The 25,997-nt window shown below is 63.5% G+C and carries 22 protein-coding genes and 2 riboswitches; of the genes, 9 read left to right on the forward strand and 13 right to left on the reverse strand.

Features of this window, described 5'->3' with window-relative positions:
* Positions 1 to 36 precede the first annotated feature (36 nt).
* Genes HWE01_RS06220 through HWE01_RS06240 form a run of 5 tightly spaced genes read right to left on the reverse strand, consistent with a single transcriptional unit; the run spans position 37 to position 4,927 of the window.
* On the reverse strand, positions 37 to 978 hold the full coding sequence (locus HWE01_RS06220; protein WP_241821328.1) for a hydroxyacid dehydrogenase: 942 nt from the start codon (positions 976 to 978) through the stop codon (positions 37 to 39).
* Positions 975 to 1,664, reverse strand: coding sequence for an RraA family protein (locus HWE01_RS06225; protein WP_008333147.1), 690 nt, complete (start codon positions 1,662 to 1,664; stop codon positions 975 to 977). The genes HWE01_RS06220 and HWE01_RS06225 overlap by 4 nt, the downstream gene beginning before the upstream one ends.
* 49 nt (positions 1,665 to 1,713) lie before the next feature.
* The gene (locus HWE01_RS06230) at positions 1,714 to 2,634 is read right to left on the reverse strand and encodes an SMP-30/gluconolactonase/LRE family protein (RefSeq protein ID WP_008333148.1); all 921 of its coding nucleotides are present in this window, start codon (positions 2,632 to 2,634) and stop codon (positions 1,714 to 1,716) included.
* Entirely contained in the window at positions 2,631 to 3,968 is a 1,338-nt protein-coding gene (locus HWE01_RS06235; RefSeq protein ID WP_008333150.1) for an MFS transporter, read from the reverse strand. The genes HWE01_RS06230 and HWE01_RS06235 overlap by 4 nt, the downstream gene beginning before the upstream one ends.
* A gap of 11 nt (positions 3,969 to 3,979) precedes the next feature.
* Positions 3,980 to 4,927, reverse strand: a complete 948-nt coding sequence (locus HWE01_RS06240; protein WP_241821329.1) for an amidohydrolase family protein — start codon at positions 4,925 to 4,927, stop codon at positions 3,980 to 3,982.
* 127 nt (positions 4,928 to 5,054) lie between these two features.
* Between HWE01_RS06240 and HWE01_RS06245 the strand changes: the two genes are divergently transcribed.
* The 3 genes from HWE01_RS06245 to HWE01_RS06255 all read left to right on the forward strand — a co-directional run bounded on the left by HWE01_RS06245 (position 5,055) and on the right by HWE01_RS06255 (position 8,222).
* Positions 5,055 to 5,936: a LysR family transcriptional regulator gene (locus HWE01_RS06245; protein ID WP_175343919.1), complete on the forward strand. Its 882-nt coding sequence runs from the start codon at positions 5,055 to 5,057 to the stop codon at positions 5,934 to 5,936.
* Positions 5,937 to 6,178: 242 nt separating this feature from the next.
* Entirely contained in the window at positions 6,179 to 6,856 is a 678-nt protein-coding gene (locus HWE01_RS06250; protein ID WP_237713604.1) for a YitT family protein, read from the forward strand.
* 106 nt (positions 6,857 to 6,962) lie between these two features.
* Complete coding sequence (locus tag HWE01_RS06255; protein WP_008333179.1) at positions 6,963 to 8,222, forward strand: nitrate regulatory protein; 1,260 nt, start codon at positions 6,963 to 6,965, stop codon at positions 8,220 to 8,222.
* Between the two features lie 25 nt (positions 8,223 to 8,247).
* Here the strand turns inward: HWE01_RS06255 and atzF are convergent, their stop codons facing one another.
* The 7 genes from atzF to HWE01_RS06290 form a co-directional block, all read right to left on the reverse strand.
* Positions 8,248 to 9,663: an allophanate hydrolase gene (gene atzF, locus HWE01_RS06260; protein ID WP_008333181.1), complete on the reverse strand. Its 1,416-nt coding sequence runs from the start codon at positions 9,661 to 9,663 to the stop codon at positions 8,248 to 8,250.
* Positions 9,660 to 13,283 carry an urea carboxylase gene (gene uca, locus HWE01_RS06265; RefSeq protein ID WP_241821330.1) on the reverse strand — a complete coding sequence of 1,208 codons (3,624 nt, stop codon included), beginning with the start codon at positions 13,281 to 13,283 and terminating at the stop codon, positions 9,660 to 9,662. Before uca ends, atzF begins: the two co-directional genes overlap by 4 nt.
* Before the next feature lie 98 nt (positions 13,284 to 13,381).
* A complete protein-coding gene (locus HWE01_RS06270; protein ID WP_008333183.1) occupies positions 13,382 to 14,017 on the reverse strand; it encodes an urea amidolyase associated protein UAAP2 in 636 nt (211 codons plus the stop codon).
* A 14-nt stretch (positions 14,018 to 14,031) separates the two neighbouring features.
* Positions 14,032 to 14,763 (reverse strand): urea amidolyase associated protein UAAP1, encoded by a 732-nt coding sequence (locus HWE01_RS06275; protein ID WP_008333184.1) that lies wholly within the window; start codon positions 14,761 to 14,763, stop codon positions 14,032 to 14,034.
* A 1-nt stretch (position 14,764) separates the two neighbouring features.
* Positions 14,765 to 15,541, reverse strand: a complete 777-nt coding sequence (locus tag HWE01_RS06280; protein ID WP_008333185.1) for an ABC transporter ATP-binding protein — start codon at positions 15,539 to 15,541, stop codon at positions 14,765 to 14,767.
* The gene (locus HWE01_RS06285) at positions 15,538 to 16,353 is read right to left on the reverse strand and encodes an ABC transporter permease (protein WP_008333188.1); all 816 of its coding nucleotides are present in this window, start codon (positions 16,351 to 16,353) and stop codon (positions 15,538 to 15,540) included. The genes HWE01_RS06280 and HWE01_RS06285 overlap by 4 nt, the downstream gene beginning before the upstream one ends.
* Before the next feature lie 136 nt (positions 16,354 to 16,489).
* Positions 16,490 to 16,590, reverse strand: a riboswitch (guanidine-I (ykkC/yxkD leader).
* Between the two features lie 83 nt (positions 16,591 to 16,673).
* Entirely contained in the window at positions 16,674 to 16,829 is a 156-nt protein-coding gene (locus HWE01_RS06290) for a hypothetical protein (protein WP_175343912.1), read from the reverse strand.
* Positions 16,830 to 17,269: 440 nt separating this feature from the next.
* A riboswitch (guanidine-I (ykkC/yxkD leader) is annotated at positions 17,270 to 17,369 on the forward strand.
* 66 nt (positions 17,370 to 17,435) lie between these two features.
* Between HWE01_RS06290 and HWE01_RS06295 the strand changes: the two genes are divergently transcribed.
* The 5 genes from HWE01_RS06295 (at position 17,436) to HWE01_RS06315 (ending at position 23,786) form a co-directional block, all read left to right on the forward strand.
* Entirely contained in the window at positions 17,436 to 18,512 is a 1,077-nt protein-coding gene (locus tag HWE01_RS06295) for a putative urea ABC transporter substrate-binding protein (RefSeq protein ID WP_241821331.1), read from the forward strand.
* Between the two features lie 137 nt (positions 18,513 to 18,649).
* Positions 18,650 to 19,597, forward strand: coding sequence for a TorF family putative porin (locus HWE01_RS06300; protein WP_008333201.1), 948 nt, complete (start codon positions 18,650 to 18,652; stop codon positions 19,595 to 19,597).
* Positions 19,598 to 19,789: 192 nt separating this feature from the next.
* On the forward strand, positions 19,790 to 20,497 hold the full coding sequence (locus tag HWE01_RS06305; RefSeq protein WP_008333202.1) for a gluconate 2-dehydrogenase subunit 3 family protein: 708 nt from the start codon (positions 19,790 to 19,792) through the stop codon (positions 20,495 to 20,497).
* Positions 20,498 to 20,541: 44 nt separating this feature from the next.
* Entirely contained in the window at positions 20,542 to 22,323 is a 1,782-nt protein-coding gene (locus HWE01_RS06310) for a GMC family oxidoreductase (protein ID WP_241821332.1), read from the forward strand.
* An 11-nt stretch (positions 22,324 to 22,334) separates the two neighbouring features.
* On the forward strand, positions 22,335 to 23,786 hold the full coding sequence (locus HWE01_RS06315) for a cytochrome c (RefSeq protein WP_502798421.1): 1,452 nt from the start codon (positions 22,335 to 22,337) through the stop codon (positions 23,784 to 23,786).
* Between the two features lie 12 nt (positions 23,787 to 23,798).
* Here HWE01_RS06315 and HWE01_RS06320 read toward each other — a convergent pair whose 3' ends face one another.
* Positions 23,799 to 24,692, reverse strand: a complete 894-nt coding sequence (locus tag HWE01_RS06320; protein ID WP_008333205.1) for a LysR family transcriptional regulator — start codon at positions 24,690 to 24,692, stop codon at positions 23,799 to 23,801.
* 251 nt (positions 24,693 to 24,943) lie between these two features.
* Here HWE01_RS06320 and HWE01_RS06325 point away from each other — a divergent pair, with 251 nt between their 5' ends.
* Complete coding sequence (locus HWE01_RS06325; protein WP_008333207.1) at positions 24,944 to 25,975, forward strand: ABC transporter substrate-binding protein; 1,032 nt, start codon at positions 24,944 to 24,946, stop codon at positions 25,973 to 25,975.
* Positions 25,976 to 25,997 lie beyond the last annotated feature (22 nt).

The raw sequence follows: 25,997 nt of genomic DNA on the forward strand, positions 1-25,997 counted from the left end.
CGTCTGTGTCGGCGGCTGGCCCAGGGTCATTATGGATCAGGCGGCAACCGCCTGAGCGTTCAGGATGGCCAGCACGTTACTGGCCGCACCGGTGCCCATGGCGATATAGGCATCTGCGGTCACGCCGCCGATGTGCGGACTGAGGATGGCATTGCCGACGTTTTGCAGGGGATGCGGTGCAGTGAATGGTTCTTTTTCGAAACTATCCAGTCCGGCAGCGCGCAGCCTGCCCGAAGCCAGTGCGGCAATGAGCGCCTGTTCATCGATCAGCCCGCCACGGGCCGTATTGACGAGGATGCTGCCATCCTTCATGCAGGCCAGCGACTGCGCGTTGATCATGTGCTTGTTCTCGGGCGTGAGCGGGCAATGCAGCGAGACCACGTCAGACTGCGCAAGGAGCGTATCGAGATCGACCAGCTGTACGCCTTGCGGGGCCTGAGCGGCATACGGATCATGGGCCAGCACCGGCATTTCCAGCGCAGCTGCAACGGCTGCCACGCGACGACCGATCGCGCCCAGGCCCACCAGTCCAAGGGTGCGCCCGCGCAGCTCCACACTCTTGTGGGTGGATTTGTCCCAGTGCCCTTCCCGCATGCGCTGGTCCAGCCCCACCACGTTCTTGGCGCAGGCCATGATGAGTGCCCAGGTGTGCTCGGCCACGGCCGGGGCATTGGCGCCCGCCGCTGCCTTGACGGCAATGCCGCGTTGCTGCGCCGCCTGGCTGTCGATGGAATCGATGCCCGTGCCATGCTTGGAAATGACACGCAAACCTGGAGCCGCATCCATCACGCGGGCGCTCACGCCGCCATAACGCACGATGATGGCCACCGGCTGGTGTTGTCGGGCCAGCGCGATCAGATCATCCTCGGTCGGCTTGGCACCGGCATAGACCAGCTGATAGTCCCGCAGCAGCTCGACCGCCTCCGCTGCCAGGTCGACACCGGTGACGATCACCACCTCCTTGTTTGCCGCGCTCACAGCGTTTCTCCTTCTGCCAATACGCCACCCTTGCGCAGTGCGCCCTCCAGCCAGGTCGGACGCAACGGACCACCGCCACGGATCTCGGAGAGGCGCTTGGTTTCATCGGCCACCTTCTTGGCCGCAGCAGCCAGCAGAGATGCCGCTTTCTCGCGCTCGACCACTACCACGCCATCGGCATCGCCCACGATCAGGTCTCCCGGTTGCACCGCCGTGCCACCCACCGAGATCGGCCAGTTCACACGGCCTGCAATGTTCTTGGTCGGGCCATTCGGATTGGCGCCCACGGCATAGACCGGAAAACCGATCTCGCGCAGGGCTTCAGTGTCACGCACCGAGCCATAGATGATGATGCCGGCCAGGCCGCTGGCCTTGCACTGCGAGACCATGATCTCGCCCATCAGCGCACAGGTCTCATCGCCCTTGCCATCGATGACCAGCACGTCGCCCGGCTTGGCGATGGCCATGGCGGCGTGGATCATGAGGTTGTCACCCGGACGGACTTCCACGGTCAGTGCCGGTCCGGCCACGCGCATGGTGGGCGACAGCGGCGCCACTCGGCTGCACAGGGTGCCGCGACGACCGGCCACATCGGCCAGGATGGAAGCAGCAAATTCCGAAGCCTGGGCCACGACGGCGGCATCGACGCGTTCGAAGTCGCGGATGAAATCAGGTTGGGAGCTCATGGTGATCCTTTGATGAAAATGAAAACGAAGACGAAGAGGAAGCCCACGCTCAAGCGTGGGAGTACATGGGCAGGCCGGCTACCGGCACGTCGGCGCGCAGGATGGATCCGGTCTGGGATTCGGTGATGAAGAGGCTCTTGCCATCCGGTCCGCCAAAGGCCAGGTTGGTAGTCGAAATACCGGCTGTGGAACGGATGCGCAGCAGCGGTTCGGCAAACTTCGACAGGCGCCAGATGGAGCCGAAGCCGGTATGGGCGATATAGAGACAACTCTGCGCATCCAGCGCCAGACCATCGGGCCCGGCCATACCGCCGTGCAGGTTGGCGAACACGCCGACCTTGCCGACCACACCGTTGTGATGCAGCGGGATGCGCCAGATCTGCTGCGCCCGCGTCACCGCCACCAGCAGGTGATTGAGGACCGGGTCATGGACGATGCCATTGGGACTGGGAATGGTGTTGATGAGACAGCTCAGCTGACCATCGGGCGCGAGACGGTAGACGCGACCGGTGGCGTCCTGCAATCCGGTCTGACCCTGGTCAGTGAAATAGATCTCGCCACCGGGTCCGAACACCAGATCATTGACACCCTTGAAGCCTTCCGAACCGACCGTCTCCAGCAGTGGCGTGACGCTGCCGCTGTCGGGATCGAGCTGTACCAGTCCGCGCTTGTAGTCGGTGATGACGATACGACCGGTCTTGTCGATCTTCAGGCCATTGGGCCAGCCGTCGTATTCGGTGACCAGTTCCCACTGACCATCCATGGAGATGCGGAAGATCCGGCCATAGGGAATGTCGGTGACGTACAGCCGGCCCTGGCGGTCGAAGGAAGGACCTTCGAGGAAGGAATCGATGGGCAGGCCGCCCCGGTTGGCATCACCCCAGGCGTTCTTGCGGGGCTTGCGAAAATGCTCGGGCAGGCGCGTGAAGACACCGGCCTCGATCACGGGAGGCGGGGCAAAGAAGCTCATGCTGTTTCCTTGGAAGCGGGAGGAACGCGGGACGGATCACCCAGTGCCAGGGTGATGACGGCACCCAGCAGCAAGGCACCGGCCACGAAGATCAACGGATACGTAAAGCCCTGCGTGGCCTGGCGGATGAAGCCGATCACGGACGGCCCGACGAAGCCGCCCAGGTTGCCGATGGAAACGATCAGCGCCAGGCCGCCAGCCGCCGCACGTCCGGTCAGGAAGCCCGAGGGGATGGCCCAGAAGGTCGCCTGGAAGGAGAGGATGGACGCCACCGCGATGGTAATGGCCAGCATCTTCAGCGGCGGCGTATGCAGGAAGGCCGAGATCGCCAGCGACACGGCCGCCAGCACGATGGCCCCGGCCACGAAGAACAGGCGTCGCTCGCTGCGATTGGCCAGACGCGCCCAGAGGATCATCGCCACCGCACCGACCAGGTAAGGAACGGCCGCGACCAGGCCAACCTGATGCGATGGCAGGCCGAACTCGCGGATGATCTGCGGCAGCCACAAGCCGATGCCGAGGGAACCGATGATGCCGCAGAAGTTGGCAGCGGCCAGCGCGAACACACGCCAGTTGGTAAAGGCATCCTTGAGCTTGTTGCCATGACGGGCGGCCAGGACGTTCTGTTCGGTGGACAGGGCATTGTCCAGCCACTGCTTTTCGTCGGGGGTGAGCCAGGCAGCCTTGGACGGGCGATCCGGCAACAGGAACAGGCACAGCACGCCCAGCAGCACAGCCGGCAAGGCTTCCAGCAAGAGCAGCACCTGCCAGCCCTGATAGCCCCACATGCCGTGCAATTCCATCAGAGCGCCCGACAGCGGCGAGCCGATGATGTTGGCGATCGGAATGCCGATCAGGAAAAAGGCCGTGGCCTTGCCGCGCCAGGCACCGGGGAACCACTGGGTGAAGTACAGGTAGATGCCCGGCGTGAATCCGGCCTCGGCCATGCCCAGCAGGAAGCGCGCCAGAGCAAAGCTCTTGGGACCGACCACGAAGGCGGTGGCCATCGAGATCAGGCCCCAGGAAATCATGATGCGCGAGATCCACATGCGGGCGCCGAAGCGATGCAGCGCCAGGTTGCTGGGAATCTCGAAGAGAAAATAGCCGATGAAGAACAGCCCCGCCCCCAGACCGAACTGCGACGGTGTCAGGCCCAGATCCTTGTTCATGGTCAGCGCGGCGAAACCGACGTTGATGCGATCGAGGTAGCTGACCACGTAGCACAACAGAATGAAGGGAATGAGACGGCGCAACACCTTCTTCATGATGGCCTCTTCACTGACGACGGGTGTAGCCACAGCCGCTGCTGCGGGAGAGATGGAAACCTGCGACATGGGCGACTCCGTCAGAATTGGTAAAGGCGAGTGGGGTTGTCGACCAGCACGGTACGCACCATCGCGTCCGAACCCAGCCAGGCCGTCATGACATCGAGCAGGCGTGCATCGTCGGGCTTGTGTTGCTCGGTCGGATGCGGCCAGTCGCTGCCCCACACCAGCTGGGACGGCGCCACTTGCAGCAGGGCGCGCGCCAATGGTGCGACGTCCTCGTAATCGGGGGCGCCACGCTTGCTGTGGAGATAGGCGCCGGAGAGCTTGACGCTGGCGCGCTGCTCGCGCATCAAGCCGGTGACGAAATCGAATACCGGATGGGTCGGGCCGGCCTGCAGGGGAATGCGGGCGAAGTGGTCGAACACCAGAGGCACCGGGAGCTTCGATAGCAGCGCACGGTTGTTCAGCAGGACCTCATTGGGCATGTTGACCTGAAGATGCCAGCCCAGCGGCGCCACACGGCGTGCCAGCGGCTCCATCATCGCAACGCTGGTGACCGACCCCAGCGCCAGGTTGAAGCGCAGTCCGCGCACTCCGGCGTGATGCAGGCGCTGCAGTTCGGCGTCGCTGACCTGGTCATTGACCACGGCCACGCCACGGGCGACATTGCCCAGTTGTGCCAGCGCGTCGAGCATACAGCTGTTGTCCACGCCATAAGCCGAAGGGGTCACCACGACGTTGCGCGTCGTACCCAGTCGCTGTTGCAGATGACGATACATGGCCACGGTGGCCGGCGCATGCAGCAGTTTGGCGCCGGGCGCCCATGCGAAGCGCGGGTCGTAGATGTGCATGTGACAGTCGCAGGCATCGGCCGGCAGACGGCTGGCGGCGTGTTCGCTGCCGGAGGAATGGGCATAGGTTTCGGATTGCGCCAGCGCCAGCGGCAGGTATGTCGCGGCCCCGAGGCCAAGCGCGAGGTGCGCGCTGCGCCGCAGGAAATGGCGCCGGGAAGGAAAGTCTTGCATCGTACTGGTCTCCATGTTGTCGTCACCGCCGAGGGCGAGTGTTCTTGTTTGGAGGGCAGTCTACGTGCGGGAATATTTAATGTATATTTGCTTTTATTTTTGAATTCATAACTTTCAGGAATGAATCATGGACTTCCGTGATCTCAAGTATTTTGCCGTCATCGCCGAGGAAGGGCATGTGGGACGGGCTGCCGAACGGCTCTACAAGACACAGCCGGCGCTGACCAAATGTATTGATCGCCTGGAAGAACAACTGGGTGCACCGCTGTTCGAACGCGTGGGGCGCGGCATCCGCCTGACCGCGGTGGGTGAGGCCCTGCTCAACCGCGCGCGGCGCATCAGCCTGATGATGGACGAGACCGCCCGCGAGATCGGCGACTATGCCCACGGGCGCGAGGGCAACATCCGCCTGGGCTGTATCCCCACCCTGGCCGAGCACATCCTGCCGGGCATCTGCCAGCAGTTGCTGGCAGAGGCGGAGAAGGTCACGATCGATCTGAAGGTCTCCATGAACGATGCCCTGCTGGAGGGATTGAAGGCGGGAGAACTGGATGTGGTGCTGGGGCCGATGATCCAGGATGACGAAGTCTTCCATACCGAAGAGATCATGCGCGACGAGATGGTCGTCATGGCCAGTCCGAATCATCCGGTCTTCGACAGGAAGATCAAGCTGCGCCACCTGCTGGACTATCAATGGGTGCTGCCCGCGCAATCGGTCCTGAGCCGCCAGTGGCTGGACAACGTGTTCGACCGCCATCACCTCCCCCGCCCCACGGTCCAGATCACCCCGACCGTGCTGAACATGATCATGCCGCTCATCGAGCGCAGCAACCTGCTGGGCTTTGCCTCCAAGCTGAACCTGCTGGCCGGGCGCGGCCATCTGCGCGAAGTGGTGCTGAAGGAGACCACCATGCTGCGCCGGATGGGACTGACCTACCGGCGCGATACCTATCTCTCGCCGGCGGCACTGAGGCTCATCAAGATCATTCGCGGCACTTCGCTGGACTGACATTTCCAGCCCTTCCGAAAATTCAGGTTCTGGCACATTTCCTGCTTGCCGAGAAGTGTTGCAGCGGCGCCGCGCCGTCTCATCCGACTCTCGCCGCACTGCAACAAATCCATTACCATGCGCCCCAGCGGCGGCTGTCGACGATTGAAGGCAGCTGCACACCGTTGGCTGCACCGGCTTACCCGCCGACCTGGCCAGCGACGTGACGCGTTCGTTATCCACGATTGATGATTGGTATTGCCATGACGACTTCCACTGCGGATTCCTCGCCCTCCTCGCCCATTGCCGCTGCGCCCGCCGCACGTGCCAGTACCGCGGCCCTACCTGCCGTGCGCCACAGCTGGATCGACAACCTGCAAGGCCAGCTCTTCGGTGTGGTGATGATCGCCTTCGGCATGTCCATGCTGCACAGCCTGGGCCTGATCATCGGTCAGATCGCCGGTGTGGCCTTCCTGGTGACCTATGCCACCGGCATCAGCTTCGGCATGGCCTTTACCCTCATCAACCTGCCCTTCTACCTGCTGGCCGCCCTGCGCATGGGCGCCGCCTTCACCTGGCGCACCCTGGCCGCCGTCACGGCAGTCTCGGTACTGACCAACGTAGCCGGCAACTACATCAGCTACAGCCACCTCGATCCCGCCGTCGGGGCAGTGCTGGCCGGACTGTGCGTGGGCATCGGCCTGATCGGGCTGTTCCGCCACCAGGCCAGCTGCGGCGGCATGAGCATCCTGGCCACCTACGTGCAGGAACGCACCGGCTTCAAGGCCGGCTGGCTTCTGATGGGCTTTGACCTGGCGCTGTTTGCGACGGCGGCCCTGTTCCTGCCGATGGATCGCGTGTTCTATTCGCTCATCGGCGCCATCACGATGAACCTGTTCGTGGCGTGGAATCATCGCTACGAGTGGTATATCGCCCGCTAGGGAGCGGATGCCGGGCAAGTCGATTCCATTACAATCCGGGGATGCAGCGCCATTGCATGAAACTTGCTGGCGCTGAGGGTCTCCCTGATTCTTCGTCCTGCCGTCCATGAGCCAAGTCCTGAACTACCTGATCACCGCCCGCCGCTGCGAAGTGGAGGAACTGCAACGCCTGGCTCGCACCTGCCAGCTGGTACTCACCGTGGGCAAGCTGATTCATTGCCTGCAGCAGGAACGCGGGGTCTCCAACATCTATCTCGGCTCGCGCGGCGAGCGGGATGCGCAGGAGTGCCAGGAGCGCGTAGCGGCGAGCCAGGCGGCACGGTGTGAATTCGATACCTGGCTGGAATCCACCGAGCACGACAACGCTCTCTCCAATGGCGCGCGTCTCTACACCCGCATCGCCTTCGCCCTGCATGCACTGGACGGGCTGCCCAAGCTGCGCGCCGATGTGGTGGCCCTCACCTGTACCCCGAGCGCCAGCTACGAGCGTTTCAAGACGGTGGTGGGCGCCCTGCTGGCGCTGGTGTTTGAAGCGGCCGACGTGGCCGTGGACCCCGAGATATCGCGTCTGCTGGTGGCGCTGTTCAACCTGATGCAGGGCAAGGAATTTGCCGGACGCGAACGGGCCGCCGGTGCTGCCGCGTTTGCCATGGGCAAGATCACGCGCGAACAGGAACAGACCATCGAAACCCAGATCGAGATGCAGGAACAGGCCCTGCGTCGTTTCGAATCCTTCGCCGAAGGTTTCCGCAACGAGTGGAGCGCCATGCAGGCCACCCTGCCGCTGGCCGATCTGGAAAGGCTGCGTCGCAAGCTGCTCACCGCGCATGGCCGTCCGCTCGATCCCGAACTGGCCGATGCCTGGTACCAGTGCTGCTCCACCCGCATGGATGGCCTGCACCGGGTCGAGATCCATCTGGCCAACTACCTGCAGTCGCAATGCAGGGACAAGATCGCCGAATTGCAGAAGGAACTGGACCACCAGGGCCAGCTCTTCAGCCAGGATGATGCACTCGATCCATTGGCCCCGCTGGTCGCCTTCCCCTCCAGCCTGGAAGACCAGGCGCTGCCGGAGCAATCGCTGCGTACCGGGGTGGGGCCGCACCTGACCCACTCCATCGTCGACATCCTGCGCACCCAGTCCGAGCGCCTGCAGAACCTGACCCAGGAACTGGCCACCGTGCGCGAGAGCCTGGAAGAACGCAAGCTCATCGAGCGGGCCAAGGGTGTGCTGATGATGAAGCAGGGCCTCAACGAAGAAGCCGCCTATCGCCTGCTGCGCAAACACGCCATGAACCAGAACCGGCGCATCGCCGAAGTGGCGCAGGCCATTCTCTCGCTGACCGAAATCCTGCCGGACGCCTGACCAGGCGTCCGCCCTCCCCGGTTACTCACGCCGCCAGCAGGCGGTTTTCGATCTGCCGCTGTCCGACCAGTGGCCGTCCATGTGCGCGCTGCAAGGCATCGGCCACGCCCAGCAGTGCCTGGTCGGTGAAGGCCGGGCCGAATACCGTGATGCCCCAGGGCAGTCCGTTCTTCATGAAGTTCATCGGGGTGGCGACGGCCGCGTAGTCCAGCATGTTCATGAAATTGGTGTACCAGCCCAGATCCGAATTGCGCTGCACCGGCTGCTCGTGCAATTCCTCCAGGGTCACCGGACGCGGATAGGCAGGCGTGACCACGCAATCGACAGTGCTGAGGATGCGGTCGCATTGCACCTTCAGTTGCTGCAGGCGATATTGTGCGCGGAAGGTATCGACGGCGCTGTACTGCGGTGCCTTGCGCAGCACGTCGCGAATCACCGGCAGGATCTCCTCAGGCCGTTCCTGCAACAGCGCTTCGATGGTGCTGTAGCGCTCGGCCACCCACGGACCTTCGTAGAGCAGGCGCGCTGCCTCCAGAAAGGGGCTGAAATCGATGGACACGGGTACGCCGCCGATGGCCTCCAGTTGTCCCAGCGCTTCCACGAACAGGACCGGACTCTCGCTGCAGCCGAGGAATTCCAGCTGACGCGGTACTCCCACGCGCAAGCCCTCGCGTGGCGCCTGGAAGGCCGCTGCATCATTGTGCGGCAGGTTGGCCCGGCTGTATTCGTCGCGCTCGTCGGGCTCTCCTGATTGCGTGCACAGCGCCAGCAGTTGACTGGCTTCGGCTGCCGTGGCGGTGAAGAAGGTCACGCAATCCAGCGTACGGCAGGCGGGAACTACCCCGGCGGTGGAGAGCAGTCCCTTGGTCGCCTTCAGTCCGACCAGATTGTTCAGGGCGGCAGGGACGCGGCCACTGCCGGCCGTGTCAGTGCCCAATGCAAAGCTGCTCAAACCCAATGCCACCGCCAGCGATGAACCGGAGGACGAACCGCCGGAAGGATAATCCGGATGCACGCTGTTGCGGCAGGCGCCATAGGGCGAACGGGTGCCGTTGAGACCGGTGGCGAACTGATCCAGATTGCATTTGCCCATCGGCACCGCACCGAGCGCGATCAGTTGCGCTACCAGGGTGGCACTCTCGCGTGGTACGTAGCTGAAGGCCGGACAGGCCGCCGTGGTCGCAATACCCGCCAGGTCGATGTTGTCCTTGATCGAGAAGGGCACACCATACAGCGGCAGGCTGTGCGGGGATTGCCGTTCCAGCGCCTGCAGGTAGGGCTCGATCTCTTCCTCGCTCAACAGGTGGAGGTAGAGCCGGTATTGCGCATTGAGTGCGATGGCACGCTCACGCAGGCGGCCGATCACGGTGCGCGGGGACAGGCTGCCATCACGATAGGCCGCCGTGAGCGCATCGATGCGCAAGTCGAAAGGATGGATCATGCGGCCTCCTGTTCAATCTCTTCCATGACCAGCACGCACTGTCCCGCACGTACCGGACTGCCCGGCTGCACCCGTACTTCGGCGACGATGCCGGCTTCGGGGGCGGCGATGTTGATTTCCATCTTCATCGATTCCAGAATCATCAGCAGTTCACCCTGCGCCACCCGCTGGCCGGGACTGACCTTGACCTGCCACAGGTTGCCGGCAATGGGCGCATCCACGGCCAGTTGTCCCGCCTGCAGGGGTTGGTCTTCCTGCATGAGAGCACTGCCTTCCTCGCTCTCGTAGTCGGCCTGGCCGTTGGCGATCCAGCGCTGGCGCTCGGCATCGAAGGCTGCTTGCTGATGCTGGCGGAAGGCAGCGATACCCTCGGCTTCGCGTTGCAGAAAATCCTGGTAGTGCGCCAGATCCAGTCGCGTCTCCTCGATGCCGACCTCGAAGCGGCCCAGCGGGAAGTCGCGGCGGATGGTCTGCAATTCTTCGGCCGTGACCGGATAGAAACGGATCTGGTCGAAGAAGCGCAACAGCCAGGGCTTGCCCCGGAAGGCCGCGACTTCGCGATAGCGGTTCCACATCTGCAGGGTGCGGCCCACGAACTGGTAACCGCCCGGTCCTTCCATGCCATAGATGCACATATAGGCACCGCCGATACCTACCGAGTTCTCGGCAGTCCAGGTGCGCGCCGGGTTGTACTTGGTCGTGACCAGGCGATGACGCGGGTCCAGCGGCGTAGCCACCGGCGCGCCCAGATAGACATCGCCCAGTCCCATGACCAGATAGCTGGCATCGAACACGGTCTGGCGCACCGCGCCGATATCCTTGAGGTCGTTGATGCGGCGGATGAATTCAAGATTGCTGGGGCACCACGGTGCATCCTTGCGCACGGTGGTCATGTATTTCTCGATGGCGAGCTGACAGGCCGGGTCGTCCCAGGACAAAGGCAGGTGCACGATACGCGAGGCCACCGTCAGGTTCTGGCGGGCGCAGACGGCATCCCACAATCCGGCGATGGTCTCCAGCAAGGTCGACAAGGGCAAGGCTTCCGGCTGGTAGTGCACCTGCAGCGAGCGGATGCCGGGCGTGAGATCGATCACCCCGGGAAGATGCTGTTCTTCCAAGGCCGCGATCAGGGCATGCACGCGGAAGCGCAGCACCAGGTCCAGTTGCGGGCTGCCCACTTCCAGCAGCAGATTGGCATCGCCCGACAGACGCGCCACCAGACGGTGTTCATCCTGTCCCAGGTCCAGCACGACGGGCGAGGCCAGCGGTGCCGGCGACCAGTCCACCGGCTGCGGCTGCAGGCTGGTGATAGCGGCTTGTGCGGCCAGGGCGATGCGGCGTGCAGTGCTCACCTCCACCGGAACGAAGCGTAGCTTGTCACCGGCCTTGAGCTGGCCAATCTGCCAGAGATCGGCCTCGATCACCGTGACCGGGCAGACGAAGCCGCCCAGGCTGGGGCCATCCGGTCCGAGGATGACCGGCATGTCGCCCGTGAAATCGACGGCACCGACGGCATAGGGATTGTCATGAATGTTGGAGGGATGCAGGCCGGCTTCGCCACCGCTGTCGCGCACCCATTCCGGCTTGGGACCGATCAGGCGCACGCCGGTGCGGCTGGAATTGAAATGGACTTCCCAGTCGGTGGCGAAGAAGGTCGCCATGTAGGCCGGCGTGAAATATTCCGGCGCGCCATGCGGACCATAGATCACGCGGACCTGACGTACCGCATCGAGGGCGGGATACAGGTCGGCCGGCAAGACCTGGCCGACCTCGGGCATGTCATCCTCGGACAATGGCAGCAGATGCAGGATGTCGCCACTGGACAGCGCACGACCCGCATGACCACCAAACTGGCCCAGCGTGAAGGTGCTGCGGCTGCCCAGATAGGCCGGCACCTGCACGCCACCGCGCACGGCCAGATAGCTGCGCGCACCGGCGCCGCTGATGGTGCCAAGCTTCAGGGTGCTGCCGGCGGCGATGTGCAACACGGTGGCCATGGGCTGGGCTACGCCATCGAGCAAGACCGGGATCACGGCACCGGTGACCACCACGCTGGCGGCGGTATTGAAACGCAGTACCGGCCCCATCATGGTCACTTCCAGTCCCGCCGCATTCTCGGCATTGCCCAGCAGGCGATTGCCCAGCCGTAGGGCGCGCTCATCCATGGGCCCTGAGGGCGGCACGCCGACGGCCCAATAACCGATGCGGCCAGGATGATCCTGCACCGTGGTCTGGGTACCGGGTGACAGGACCTCCACCGTATCGGCGTGATAGACCAGTTGTTCCAGACAACGCGTCCATGGCTGGCCGTCGGCAAAGGGGGCATCGGCCAGGATCTGGCGCAGGTAATGCTGATTGGTTTCCACGCCATACAGCAGGGTCTCGCGCAGCGCCGCATCCAGCGCCACACGGGCAGCTTCACGGGTGGGCTGCCAGCTGATCAGCTTGGCGATCATGGGATCGAAATACGGCGGGATCTCACAACCGGCCTCGACCCAGGTATCGATGCGCAAGGTCTGTCCATCGGCCGGCGGGAAATCGACGGCGGTCAGCAAGCCCGGGCAGGGCTGGAACTGGCGCCCCGGATCTTCCGCATACAGACGCGCCTGGATTGCATGGCCACGCGGCTGCAAACGGGACGCCAGTTGCGACAGCGGTGGCAGGTCGCCGGCTGCCAGTTCGATCATCCAGCGCACCAGATCCACGCCCCAGACCTGTTCGGTCACGCCGTGTTCCACCTGCAGGCGCGTGTTGACTTCGAGGAAGTAGAACTGCCCGGCCAGACTGTCATAGACGAACTCCACCGTACCTGCACTGCGATAGTTCACCGCGCGCGCCAGCTGGATGGCTGCCGCGCACAGGGCCTCGGCCATGCCCTCGGGAAGATGGGGCGCGGGCGTTTCTTCCAGCACTTTCTGGTTGCGTCGTTGCACCGAGCAGTCCCGTACGCCCAGGGCGATCACCTCGCCCTGCCCGTCACCGAAGACCTGCACTTCCAGATGGCGGGCACGTTCGATGTATTTCTCGATGAAGACGCCGGCGTCGCTGAAATTGTTCTGGCCCAGTCGACGCACCGAATCAAAGGCGTCCGTCAATTCCGCATCGCTGCGGCAGACGCGCATGCCGATGCCGCCACCGCCCGCCGTACTCTTGAGCATCACCGGATAACCCACGCGCGACGCAGCCGAGAGCGCATCGTCGAGGCTCTCCAGCAGATCGGTGCCTTCCAGCATCGGCACGCCCTGCTCACGCGCCAGTGCGCGCGCGGTGTGCTTGAGTCCGAAGATGCGCAGCTGCGCGGGCGTGGGGCCGACGAAGGCGATGCCGGCGGCTTCGCAGGCTTCGGCAAAGGCGGCATTCTCGGAGAGAAAACCATAACCGGGATGGATGGCCTGCGCGCCACTGTCGCGGGCGGCGGCCAATATCTTGTCCACAGCCAGATAGGTCTGGGCCGCCGCACCTTCTCCCAACGAGATGGCGCGGTCGGCCTGCAGGACGTGCAGGCTGCCGAGGTCGGCTTCGGAATAGACGCACACGCCGGTCACGTCCAGCGTGCGCAGGGTGCGCAGGATGCGGCAGGCAATGGCGCCGCGATTGGCGATGAGCAGATGGTCAAACATGGAATGGGCCTGGAAATCCGGGTCGTCCCGTGATTCGAAAAACCGGCTCGCGGTCGTCCGCGAGGGGCGCAGGGCTGCGTACGTTCAAGGTCTCGGGATCAGTCCCACACCAGTACTTCGGCGGCGGTCGGGTTCCAGCCGTTGCAGGGATTGTTCAGCTGCGGACAGTTGGAAATAAGCACGATCAGGTCCTGCTCGGCGCGCAGCTCCACGTACTTGCCGGCAGCGGAAATACCATCCTCGAAGGTGAGACCGCCTTCCGGGGTGACCGGCACGTTCATGAAGAAATTGATGTTGGCACCGATGTCGCGCTTGTTGAGCCGTCCATCATGCAGGCAGGCGCACAGAAAATTGTCGCGGCAGCTGTGCATGTAGCGTTTCTCCAGCGCATAGCGCACGGTATTGCTCTCCTGCGCGCACGCGCCACCCAGCGTGTCATGACGACCGCAGGTGTCGGCCACGATGGTGGCCAGGGCGCGCCCCAGGTTGGAATACAGCACGCTGCCCGCACCCAGGTAGGCCCGGTTCTGGCGACGCAGCGTGCGCTGCGGATCGTAACGTTCACGCGGATTGGCGGCGCTGTAGAACAGCGTATCGATGGCCTGGTTGCCTTCCAGGTCCAGCAAGCGCACGGTCTGTCCGGCACTGAGGTTGAAGAGATAAGGTTCGCCCGCCGGAATCACATGACGGAACACGGCTTGTTCGGGGGTGCGCTGGCTTTCGATGATGTGCATGAGATTCTCCCTCTTCAGAGATGGAAGCGTTCGGTGTTGTGGAAGGCGCGCTCATTCTCGGGGCGCGAATGGCGGCAGGCGTGCGTGGTGTCATCGCTGTGCGTATGCAGCCATTCCAGCCGGACCGGCAGCGGCGCGTACTGTGGATGCGGGTCCATGGGATGCTGCAGGGCGGTCAGGATGATGAGCGTGTCCATCGGTGCGGCCAGCTCGATGTAGTCACCGGCCCTGGAATTGCCGGGCACGAAGTGGAACACCCCTTCGGCATCCACGTTCACGCGCGAGAACAGGTTCACCACCATCAGCAGGTCCTGCAGGTCGAGGTTCCACTTGCCCATTTCCACCAGCAGGTTGTCCACGCCGTTGCGATGGAAACCGTTGCGCAATTCCTGATAGCGGCCCTGGCCGTATTTCTCGCGCACTTCCTCGGCATTGAGGACGCCGCCGAAGCTGTCATGCCAGCCACAGGTGTCTTCGGTGATGGCGGCCAGTACGCGGCCCATGTCGGAGTACAGGCAATGGCCGGCCTGCAGGCGCGCGGTGTGCTGGCCCTTCAGGGTATCGGGCAGGTTCAGCCGCTCGCTGGGTTGCCGGGCATTTAACATCATCATGCTGACGTTGGCGCCGCCTTCGATGTCGGTGATGCGCAGCGACTGGCCGCGCTTGAGGATGAAGGAGGTATGGCCGCCGCCGGGCAGCAGTTCTTCATAGAGTCTGGCCTGCAGGGCCAGGGGATCCTTGCTCATGTCAGCTTTCCTTTGCAGTGAGGAGGGAGGCCAGCTTGCCGGCCTGTTCGCGGGCACGCGCCTCGTTGAGGGCAATGTCGTAAGTGATGTGGGCGCCATAGGCCTGCGGGTATTGCGGATCGACGCGCACCTTGTCGAAGACCAGCAAGCGGGTGCCCAGGGTGAAGCCTTCGGAGAGATCGTGGGTCACCATGAAGACGGTCAGGCCGCTGTCCTTCCACAGATCCAGCAGCAGGGTGTGCATCTCCTTGCGGATGCCCGGATCGAGCGCACCGAAAGGTTCATCCAGCAACAGCACGCGCGGGCGCACGATGAGCGCCTGGGCGATGGCCAGCCGCTGCTGCATGCCGCCCGAGAGACTGCCGGGATACAGATCCAGCGCGTGTCCCAGCCCCACGCGGTGCAGCAGCTGCGCCGCCTCCTCGCGTGCGCGCCGTTTGGCGCCACCGAACAGGCGTCCCAGGAGCGGGGATTGCGGCAGCTCGAGACCGATGGCCACGTTGTCCAGCACGTTCAGGTGCGGGAACACGGAATAACGCTGGAACACCACGCCACGCGTGGCATCGGGCTCGGCCGGGAAAGGCTGACCCTGCAGCAGGAGCTGCCCCTTGCTCGGTCGCTCCTGCCCCAGCAGCAGGCGCAGGAAGGTCGACTTGCCACAGCCGGAAGCGCCGACCAGGGTGCAGAACTGGCCTTCGTCCACGCGCAGGTTCAGGCGCTCCAGCACCACGTTCTGGCCGTATTGCTGCCACACGTTGCCAATCTCGATATAGCTCATGCGCGGCCTCCTTCAGCCCAGGGGAAGAAGCGACGATGGATGGCGCGCAGCAGCCAGTCCATCATCCACGCCAACAGCGTGATCCAGACCACGTAGGGCAGGATGATGTCCATGGCCAGGTAGCGGCGCACGAGGAAGATGCGATAGCCGAGACCGGCCGTGGCCGAAATCGCTTCTGCGGAAATGAGGAACAGCCACGCTGCCCCCAGCGACAAGCGCAGCGACACCAGCAGGCGCGCCAGCATCTGCGGCAGGGCTACCCGCAGCACCAGCGTCCAGCTGTTGGCGCCCAGCGTCTGCGCCTTGATCAACAGTTCGGCCGGGAGGGCGCGCCCCGTGTGTTCCAGATCGCGCGCCAGCAGAGGGGTGACACCGATGACGATGAGCATCACCTTGGACAATTCATCCAGCCCCATGACGATGAAGAGAATCGGCAGGATCGCCAGCGGCGGCACCATCGACATCACCGTCAGCAGCGGCGAGAAGCCGGCACGCAGAACAGGAAAGAGGCCATTGGCAATGCCCAGCACCAGCCCGGCCGCGGCGGCGATGCCCAGACCCAGCAGCACCCGCTGCAGGCTGGCCAGGGTATCGGTCCAGAACAGGTAGTCGCCGGTGCGCGGATCTTCCATGAAGGCCATGTGGCGGATCGCATCGACCATCTGCGTGAGACTGGGCAGGAGCTTGTCGTTGGGATTGTCGGCCAGACGGGTAGCCGAGCCGAAGGCATACAACAGCACCAGGATGAGGAAGGGCAGAAGCGTGAGCAGCCACTGCCCGGAGCGACCGGGGTGGCGGTTCAGGAAACGCATGGCGCGCCTCCCTGCGACTGGGACGCAAGCAGTACGGCAGCTGCGGGGCGGGACTTGGGAAGACGGACAGCGATCACGAGAAACTCCGGTCGGGGTTGAACAAAAGCAGGAGCAGCGCGGCACCTGTGGTGCAACTCTCTCCCGGGCTTTTGTCCCGCCGTGTAACCTCGACCGAGGTCGCCGGCTCTCGGACCAGTCATCTGCCTGCGGCAGACCGGAACCCTAGCCAGCTATTGGAACATCTTCTACAGCCGTTGGATGATCAGCTCATCGATGCGGGCTGCTCTGCATGTACGTTGATTTCAGCAAATTCCATACCATTAGCGCGCCCGTCGCAGCCAGCGCACGGCATGCGTGAGCGCTTCGATGAGGACGAGCGAGCTGCGCATGCGACCACACAGCGGCAGTGCCTGTGCGGCGTCATCAGAAAAGGCGATGGAAAAAACGGGGGTGTCACTTGATCGGGTCATGGGCATGGTCTACTCCTGCGAACATGGCCTGGCCGTCCAGGATGGTTATCGAGGCCAACGTCTGCGCTATGCGCCTGGTCTGCTTCGATCCAAGTCGTCTTGGCTCGCCCACTGCGAGAACGACAATCTTGCATGCAAGATCCAGACCAGCCCCTTCCGCACAGAGACAGCTGTCGCAAACCCGCTCCTGCAAAGGATTGCAGCCCATCGCGGGTTTCTTCGCAAACAGCCAGAGCGCAAGCATGGTGCACATCGGCACCGATTTGGCGCGTGGAAAATGCGCCAGCATCGATCATGTCTGGTGCGCCGCAGCTGGCTTTTCAGCGGCCGCTATTAATAGCGAAAAACGGCCTCATGCAGCCTCGACGCAATCTCACGGGATTGGCATGAACCTTGCTGAAAAGCGAGCGGGAGCCGGCGAGTCCGGTCTTGAGTCAGCACAATTTGCAATGGACAGCTAGGGTTCCGGTTCGCTGGTGCGGATGTCTGGTCCGAGAGCAGTCGACCTCGCAAGGGGTTACACGGCGGGAGAAAAGCCCGGGAGATGACGCGATCGCAAGAGCGCGCCGCTCCCGGGCTTTTTTCCAATAAACCCTTCGAGGACCCTACGCCGTGTACAACATTTCCCGAATCCTTGGTGGCGCTGCCATCGCCCTGGCCGCCTTCGCAGGCGCGCTCTCATCCGCCCACGCTGCACCCCGCACCGATTTCAAGGTCTGCACCTCCATCTACGCCGGCTGGATGCCCTGGGGCGAAGCCCAGGCACAAGGCATCCTGGCCAAGTGGGGCAAGAAGTACGGCATCACCATCAGCGCCGTGCAGTTGAACGACTACGTGGAGTCGATCAACCAGTACACCGCCGGCAAGTTCGACGGCTGCACCATGACCAACATGGATGCGCTCACCATTCCCGCAGCCGGTGGCGTGGACTCCACGGCCCTGATCGTGGGCGACTATTCCAACGGCAACGATGGCATCGTGTTGAAGGGAAAGAACAAGAAGCTGGCCGACATCAAGGGCCAGTCGGTGCAACTGGTGGAATTCTCGGTCTCGCACTACCTGCTGGCGCGCGCGCTGGAATCGGTGGGCCTGCGCGAACGTGACGTCAAGGTGGTCAACACCAGCGATGCCGACATCACCGCCGCCTTCGCCACCCCGGCCGTGACCAGCACGGTGACCTGGAACCCGATGCTGTCCTCGCTGGCGGCATCGCCCGATGTTTCGCTGGTCTACACCTCCAGGCAGCTGCCCGGCGAAATCATGGATCTGATGGTGGTCAACACCAAGACCCTGCAGGAGAACCCGGCCTTCGGCAAGGCGCTCACCGGTGCCTGGTACGAGATGATGTCCATCATGACCGCCAAGGACGACCGCGCCACCCGTGCGCTGACCGCCATGGGCAAGGCTTCCGGCACCGACCTGGCAGGCTTCCGGTCGCAACTGGCGGCCACGGCCATGTTCTACCAGCCCAAGGCGGCGCTGGAGTTCGCGACCAAGAAGGAACTGCCGGCCATCATGGGGCGCATCGCCAAGTTCAGCTTTGATCACGGCATCCTTGGCCCCAACGTCAAGAGTGCCGATGGCATCGGCATCGCCTTCGACGGCAACGTGATCATCGGCGACAAGAAGAACGTCAAGCTGCGTTTCGATCCGACCTACATGAAGATGGCGGCTGACGGAAAACTCTAAGTTCCTCGCGCGCATGCGCCTGTAGTTCCAACAGTACCGGCATCACCAACGACTTGCGCGGGTCCGGCAACGGACCCGCCAGGGTCTGCTCGTCCCTTGCTTCCACAACGATACAGTTCAACCCAACGGAGAGAACCTTGACTACCACCACCGCTTCCCTGTCGCGCCTGCACGCCCGCTATGCGCTGGGCACCTGCACCGCTGCCCTCGCCTCCCTGCTGGTCTGCGCACCGGCGCTGGCCGACGATGCCGCTGCGGCTGCCACCGCCGAACCGGCCGGTCCCTGGACCATCACCAAGCATATCGACCTGGCCTCGCGCTACGTGCTGCGCGGTGCCACCACCACCTATGGCAACGGCCAGGCGCTGGGCAATGCCGGTGCGGATGCGCCCGAATCGGATCAGGCAGCGCTGCAATGGGGCATCGATTTCGTGCACAGCAGCGGCTGGAGCTTCGGTTACTGGGCTTCCACCATCAACTATTCATACAAGCAACTGGGCAAGTCCTACAGTGATCGCAGCATCACCGAGTTCCAGAAACCGCGCTCGGTGGAAAACGATCTCTACTTCGCCTACGCCGGCAACATCAGCGGCGACCTCGGCTACACCCTGGGCATGACCGGCTACTACTACGCCAACGGCAGCCACGCCAATGCACTGGAAACCAAGGCCGGCCTGACCTGGGGCGCGCTGTCCTTCAATGCGCAGACGCTGCTCAACGATGTCATCTGGGGCAACAAGGGCGACACCTACTGGACCCTGGTCTACACCAGGCCCCTGCCCTACGACATCACCTTCACCAGTACGCTGGGCGCCTACACCTACAAGCGTGAAGGCAAGTACCTCGGCACCCGCGACACCGCCACCGGCACCGCCTGCGGCGCCGGTCAGGCCTTCGTCGTCAATGGCTGCTACGCCGGCAACGGCCCCAGCAGCGGCGGCCTGCGTCACCTGACGCTGGGCCTGTCGGCCCCCTTCCCCAATTCGCCCATCACCTGGTCGCTGCAGGCCATCCTCGGTGGCTACAACCGCTTTGACATCAAGCAGGGCAACCAGCTGGTCGGCATGTTGAGCTGGGGCTTCTGAAGTCGCGCTGACGCATCACAGGGCTTGAACCCGTGCAGGGCGCTAGGGCCTGCAGCGTATGCGTCAGACATTTCCCACACCAAAACCGCAGGATGGCTGATCCCCCTGCGGCATCATCGCGCGCATCATGGCTGGGCCGTGAGCAAGGCAAGACCTTGCTCACGCTCCGGATTTCCCTCAAGGAAACGCGCCATGAAAAAAATAAGCATCTCTCCCGATCGCCGCCGTTTCCTGCGCGGCGCTCTCACCGCCGCACCTGCTGCCGCACTGGCCGTGACGACCGGCAGCCTGGCCGTCAGCGCCCAGGGGCAAGCGGCCGACTCTCCGTACAAACCGGTCTTCTTCAACCAGGAGGAATTCGCGCTGCTCAGCGCGCTGGCCGATACCCTCATTCCCGCCGACGAGAGTGGTCCCGGTGCCTTGGAAGCCGGGGTCCCGGCCTTCATCGATGCGCAGATGAACACCCCCTACGGCCAGGGCCAGCTGTGGTACATGCAGGGACCCTTCACCCCGGACGCACCACCCGAATTCGGCTACCAGCTGCCCTATCCGCCGCGCGAACTGTACAAGAAGGGCCTGGCCGAATTCGATGCGGCCATCCGTGAGCAATACAGGCACGGCTATGTGGAGCTCAATGCCCAGCAACGCGAAAAAATGATGGGCGAGCTGGAGAAGGGCCGGCAGGGCAGCCTGAAGATGGCCACCATCCCGCCCGCCGCGCTGTTCAACCTGTTGCTGCAAAACGTCCACGAAGGCTATTTCTGCGATCCGGCCGACGGCGGCAACAAGGGCATGGGCGCGTGGAAGATGATCGGCTTCCCCGGTGCCCGCGCCGACTACTACGACTGGGTCGACCAGTACGGTCGCACCTATCCCCTGCCCCCGATCTCGCGCGGCTGATGGCCGCCCCACTTCGCATCGTCTGACCCCGAAAGCCCAAGCACATGGCCAACAAGAACATGAAAGCAGTCGACGTCGTCATCGTCGGCTTCGGCTGGACCGGCGCCATCATGGCCAAGGAAATGACCGAGGCCGGACAAAGCGTGGTGGCGCTGGAACGTGGCGTCTATCGCGACACCTATCCCGACGGCGCCTATCCCAAGACCATCGATGAACTGGAATACCAGCAGCGTTTCAAGTTATTCCAGAATCTGAACAAATCCTCGTTCACCTTCCGCCGCAAGAGCGGCGACAGCGCCATCCCCTATCGCCAGATCGCCATGTTCAAGCCCGGCGAAGGCGTGGGCGGGGCCGGGCTGCACTGGTCGGGCTGCCACTGGCGCGTGCTGCCGGAGGAGCTGCGCATGCGCAGCCATTACGAGGAACGTTACGGCAAGGGCTTCATCCCCAAGGACATGACCCTGCAGGACTGGGGCGTGACCTACGAAGAACTGGAACCGTATTTCGATTTCGCCGAAAAGATGATGGGCACATCCGGCACTGCTTACCGGGTGCAGGGCAAGGTAGTCGACGACAGCGGCAATCCCTTCGAGGCCAACCGCTCGGACAACTTTCCGTTGCCGGCGCAGAAGGAGCAATACCAGGCGGCGCTGTTTCGCAAGGCCGCGCAGCAGGTGGGCTTTCATCCCTTCACGCTGCCTTCGGCCAATGCCTCGGCCCCTTACGTGAACCAGTACGGTTGCCAGATGGGCCCCTGTACCTTCTGCGGCTATTGCTCCGGCTATGCCTGCTACAACTATTCCAAGGCCTCGCCCAACGTCAACATCATGCCGGCCCTGCGCAAGAGCGCGCTGTTCGAATTGCGCAGCAGCTGCAACGTGCTGCGCATCGAACTGGACAGCTCGCGCAAGAAAGCCACTGGTGTCACCTACGTGGATGTCAATGGCGATACCGTCTTCCAGCCCGCCAACATCGTCATCGCCAGTACCTTTGCCTACAACAATGCGCGGCTGTTCCTGCTCTCGGGCATCGGCAAGCCCTATGACCCGGTCAGCAACACCGGAGCGGTCGGACGCAATATCGCCTTCCAGATGATGGCCTCCATCAATGCCTTCTTCGATCCGGGCAAGAACATCAACGGCTTCATCGGTGCTGGTGGCAATGGCGTGGCCGTGGATGACTTCAATGGCGATCATATGGACCACGGCCCGCTGGGCTTCGTCGGTGGTTCGCCGATCTGGTGCAATCCGGCCGGGGCCAAGCCGATCTCGGGCATCCCCCTGCCCAGTGGCACGCCCAAGTGGGGACGCGACTGGAAGCGTGCAGTCAAGGCCAGCTATCTCAACACCATGTCCTTCGACGTGCATGGTGCCAACATGGTCTATCGCGACGTGTATGTGGATCTCGATCCCAATTACAAGGATGCCTTCGGCCAGCCGCTGCTGCGCTTTACCTTCGACTGGAAGGACAACGACATCCGCATGAGCCGCTATGTCACCGACCAGGCCGTCAAGATCGCGCATGAGCTGAGGGCGCGCGAGATCAAGGTGACCGTCAAGGACTTCGGTGCAGCGCCGGACTTGCGTACCTACCAGACCACGCACTGGGCCGGTGGCGTGGCCATGGGCACGGACCCGTCCACCAGCGTGGTGAACCGCTATCTGCAGAGCTGGGATGTGCACAACGTCTTCGCGGTCGGATCGGGCGTGTTTGCCCAGGGTATCGGCTACAACCCGACTGGTACGGCCGTGGCGCTGGCTTACTGGTCGGCGCGCGCCATCCGTGAGCAGTACCTGAAGGATCCGCGCCCGCTGGTCAGCGCGTGAAGACGGGAGCGATGATGAAACGAATGATCCTGATCGCCACCCTGGCCCTGGGTGCCGCCGCGCTGGCGGCCACTGCCGCCTGCAACCTGGCGCATGCCGATGATTCGCTGACGGTACCGGCCCCGCCCAAACCACCCGTGGGCGCGCGCCTGCTCAACCGGGAAATCACGGCGCAACGTCCCATGAGCATCCCGCCAGCCGATGCGGCACTGGCGGCACGTATCGCCAAGCAAGGCGGCGCCGGTGCCGATGACCGGCAACTGCTGCGCGGTGCCTACCTGGCGCGGGCCGGCGATTGCGTGGCCTGCCACACCAGCAGGGGCGGTACGCCCTTCGCCGGGGGACTGGCGCTGGCCTCGCCGATCGGTGCGATCTACTCCACCAACATCACGCCCGACAGGGAACACGGCATCGGTGACTGGAGCTATGAGGACTTCGCGCGCCTCATGCGTACCGGCGTCACCAAGGCCGGCTATACGGTCTATCCGGCCATGCCCTATCCCTCCTACTCGCGCCTGACCGACGAGGACATGCAGGCGCTGTATGCGTACTTCACCAAGGCCGTGCCGCCCTCGGCACAGGCCAATCGCGCCAATGACATCCCCTGGCCCTTGTCGATGCGCTGGCCGCTGGCGATCTGGCGCAAGCTGTTCGCGCCTACCCCGGCGCCCTATGCGGCACCGGCAGGTACCGATGCGCAGCTGGCGCGCGGGGCCTATCTGGTCGAAGGACTGGGTCACTGCGGCAGCTGCCACACGCCGCGCTCGACCACCCTGCAGGAGAAATCGCTGCGGGATGACAGCAGCCGTCTGTATCTCTCCGGCGGCCAGGTAGTCGATGGCTGGAGCGTACCGTCCTTGCGCAACGAACATGGTGGCGGCATTGCCGGCTGGAGTCAGGCCGATCTGGTCGAATTCCTGCGCACCGGTCGCAACCAATACACGGCCTCCTTCGGCGCCATGAACGATGTCATCGAGCATTCCATGCAGTACATGACCGAAGCTGATCTCAACGCCATGTCGCGCTACCTGTTGAGCCTGGCACCGCGCAATGGGGCCGAGCCTTACCGCTATGACGAAGTGACGGCCACCGCTGCCTACGAAGGACGTCCGCAAACGCCGGGGGCGGCCCTCTATCTGGACCGCTGCGCCGCCTGCCATCGCAGCAATGGCACCGGCTACGGCAAGGCCTTCCCGGCCCTGGCGGGCAACCCGGTACTGCAAACCCAGGATGCGACCTCGGCCATCCGCATCATCCTGCAAGGGGGACGCCAGCCTTCCACCGACTCGGCCACGGCCGGGCTGGTGATGGCACCGTATGCGCAATTGCTCAACGACCGGCAGGTCGCCGAAGTGACGTCCTACATCCAGACCGCCTGGGGCAATCGTGGTGCGACGGTCAGCGCGGCTGATGTGGCCAAGATTCGCAAGACGGCCAGGCCGGTGGAGGAGCGGGTGCCCTGATCGCAGGCACACTCAGGCCGACTGGCAACGCCTCAGTTCATCGCGCAAATCGGCAGCAAAGGTTTCAGCCAGCGCCAGCCGCTTCCCGGGATAAGGAAAGATGATGGCGCAACGCGTATCGAGTTCCTCCACCACCGGCCGGATCACCACACCGGCACTGATGAACGGCTCGGCCGTGATGCGCGAGACCAGCGTGATCCCCGCCCCTTCGGCCACCAGCGCACAGGCCACCAGCGAATTGGGCGTTTCCATGGCCACCTGCACCGATACCCGCAGCTTGGAGAGCGCATCATCGATCTGGTAGCGCATGTAGCTGTGCTGCGACAACAGAATCATGCGCTCCCCATCCAGCTCCTTGAGCGACACCCTCTTGCGGCGCGCCAGCCGGTGCCCGGCTGGCAGCACCAGCGCGCGCTCCAGCGGCTCCAGCGGTTCGATCGAAATCGAAGGCTGCGACAAGGGCAGCTCGACAATTCCAATATCGAACTGCTTGGTCGCGACCATCTCGGCAATCTGGCGCGACGGCAAGGTCTGCACGAACACCGACACCTGCGGACGCGCCGCTGCGAAGCGCGCCACCGTGCGCGGCACCAGGCTTTGCGAGAGCGCCGGCAATGTCGCAATGCGCAATGCGCCGGCACGCTGGTGACCGATATCGTGGGCCACCTGGGCGATGCGATCCAGGTTGCCGTAGATCGGCTCAAGCTCCGCATACAAGGCTTGCGCCTCGGGGGTGGCGACCAGCTTGCGGCCGCGCCGCTCGAACAGGTCGTAACCGATACGGATCTCCAGATGGGCAATGGCACGGCTGACCGCCGGCTGGGTCACGCTCATCATCTGGGCGGCACCGACCACGGTGCCCGTGCGCATGACCGAATAGAAAGCTTCGATCTGGCGCAAATTCACGCTATTTCTCATATAACCAACTCGCTATCATCACTCGGAAAATATGCCTCAATGAGGTGCAGTATCGCATCTTTCCAGTGCCTTTTACCTCGTAAAAACCCCTATTTGCACTGCAACAATACACATAACAAATAGGCATAAGCAACCTCCGAAAATTTAATATTTGCGGTGCGTCCTAGTGCCTACACTAGGGCCTGTTCACATTCTCCTGCTGGCCATTCAACTGCAATCCCTACTTGGAGGACTACCTGATGCGAAACATTCTTGGCGTAACGATGACGGCCGCCTTGCTGGCCACGGCGACTTCCCATGCAGCCGAAACGATGTACGTAGGCGGCTATGGCGGTTCCACCGAACAGGCTTTCAAGGAAAAGATCATTCCGCCCTTCGAGGCCAGCACCGGCAGCAAGGTCGTCTACGTCTCGGGCAACTCCACCGACATCCTGGCCAAGCTGCAAGCCCAGAAGGGCCGCCAGGAAATGTCGCTGGCCATGATCGATGACGGCCCGATGTACCAGGCGGTCGGACAGGGCCTGTGCGCCAAGATGGAAGAAGGCAGCAGCTCGCGCGAGGTCTATCCCAATGCCCGCATGATCGGGGACAAGTCCATCGGCATCGGCTTCATCGCCACCGGCCTGGCCTACAACAAGGAGGTCTTTGCCAGGAACGGCTGGAAAGCGCCCGACTCCTGGCAGGACCTGACCAATCCCAAGTACAAGCAGAAAGTGGTGATTCCCCCCATCACCAACGGCTACGGCCTGCTCACGCTGGTGATGATGGCTCGCCTCAACGGCGGTAGCGAAGAGAAGATCGCGCCGGGCTTCGACGCCATGATCAAGAAGGTGGCGCCCAACGTACTGGCCTGGGAACCCTCGCCGGGCAAGATGGCCGAGATGCTGCAAACCGGTGAAGCCGCGCTGGCGGTGTGGGGCAATGGCCGCGTGCAGGCCGTGATCGACCAGGGCGCCCCGGTGGAATTCGTCTACCCCAAGGAAGGTGCAGTAGCGCTCATGTCGGCCGCCTGCGTCGTGGAAGGCGCACCGCAAGCCAAGCTGGCGCAGCAGTTCCTGCAATACGTGCTGTCGGCCGACGTGCAGGCCATCCTCGCCAATGCCCAGGGCTGGGGGCCGGTCAACAAGACCACCAAGCTTTCTCCGGAGGTCATCAAGCGCGTGGTCTATGGTCCCGAGAAGGTGGGGCAGATGATTGCGCCCAACTACGGCGTCATCAATGCCCAGCGTGCCGAGTGGACCAACCGCTGGAATCGTGCCGTCGAGCGCTAAACGCCCGCGCACCCTTACCAGA

Source organism: Herbaspirillum sp. C7C8 (assembly GCF_022627875.1).
Taxonomy (GTDB): domain Bacteria; phylum Pseudomonadota; class Gammaproteobacteria; order Burkholderiales; family Burkholderiaceae_D; genus Herbaspirillum.

Coding starts and splice junctions, on each gene's coding strand:
- HWE01_RS06225 (WP_008333147.1), bottom strand. CDS start 1,664: ATGAGCTCCCAACCTGATTTCATCCGCGACTTCGAACGCGTCGATGCC.
- HWE01_RS06230 (WP_008333148.1), bottom strand. CDS start 2,634: ATGAGCTTCTTTGCCCCGCCTCCCGTGATCGAGGCCGGTGTCTTCACG.
- HWE01_RS06235 (WP_008333150.1), bottom strand. CDS start 3,968: ATGTCGCAGGTTTCCATCTCTCCCGCAGCAGCGGCTGTGGCTACACCC.
- HWE01_RS06240 (WP_241821329.1), bottom strand. CDS start 4,927: ATGCAAGACTTTCCTTCCCGGCGCCATTTCCTGCGGCGCAGCGCGCAC.
- HWE01_RS06245 (WP_175343919.1), top strand. CDS start 5,055: ATGGACTTCCGTGATCTCAAGTATTTTGCCGTCATCGCCGAGGAAGGG.
- HWE01_RS06250 (WP_237713604.1), top strand. CDS start 6,179: ATGACGACTTCCACTGCGGATTCCTCGCCCTCCTCGCCCATTGCCGCT.
- HWE01_RS06255 (WP_008333179.1), top strand. CDS start 6,963: ATGAGCCAAGTCCTGAACTACCTGATCACCGCCCGCCGCTGCGAAGTG.
- atzF (WP_008333181.1), bottom strand. CDS start 9,663: ATGATCCATCCTTTCGACTTGCGCATCGATGCGCTCACGGCGGCCTAT.
- uca (WP_241821330.1), bottom strand. CDS start 13,283: ATGTTTGACCATCTGCTCATCGCCAATCGCGGCGCCATTGCCTGCCGC.
- HWE01_RS06270 (WP_008333183.1), bottom strand. CDS start 14,017: ATGCACATCATCGAAAGCCAGCGCACCCCCGAACAAGCCGTGTTCCGT.
- HWE01_RS06275 (WP_008333184.1), bottom strand. CDS start 14,763: ATGAGCAAGGATCCCCTGGCCCTGCAGGCCAGACTCTATGAAGAACTG.
- HWE01_RS06280 (WP_008333185.1), bottom strand. CDS start 15,541: ATGAGCTATATCGAGATTGGCAACGTGTGGCAGCAATACGGCCAGAAC.
- HWE01_RS06285 (WP_008333188.1), bottom strand. CDS start 16,353: ATGCGTTTCCTGAACCGCCACCCCGGTCGCTCCGGGCAGTGGCTGCTC.
- HWE01_RS06290 (WP_175343912.1), bottom strand. CDS start 16,829: ATGCCCATGACCCGATCAAGTGACACCCCCGTTTTTTCCATCGCCTTT.
- HWE01_RS06305 (WP_008333202.1), top strand. CDS start 19,790: ATGAAAAAAATAAGCATCTCTCCCGATCGCCGCCGTTTCCTGCGCGGC.
- HWE01_RS06310 (WP_241821332.1), top strand. CDS start 20,542: ATGGCCAACAAGAACATGAAAGCAGTCGACGTCGTCATCGTCGGCTTC.
- HWE01_RS06315 (WP_502798421.1), top strand. CDS start 22,335: ATGATGAAACGAATGATCCTGATCGCCACCCTGGCCCTGGGTGCCGCC.
- HWE01_RS06325 (WP_008333207.1), top strand. CDS start 24,944: ATGCGAAACATTCTTGGCGTAACGATGACGGCCGCCTTGCTGGCCACG.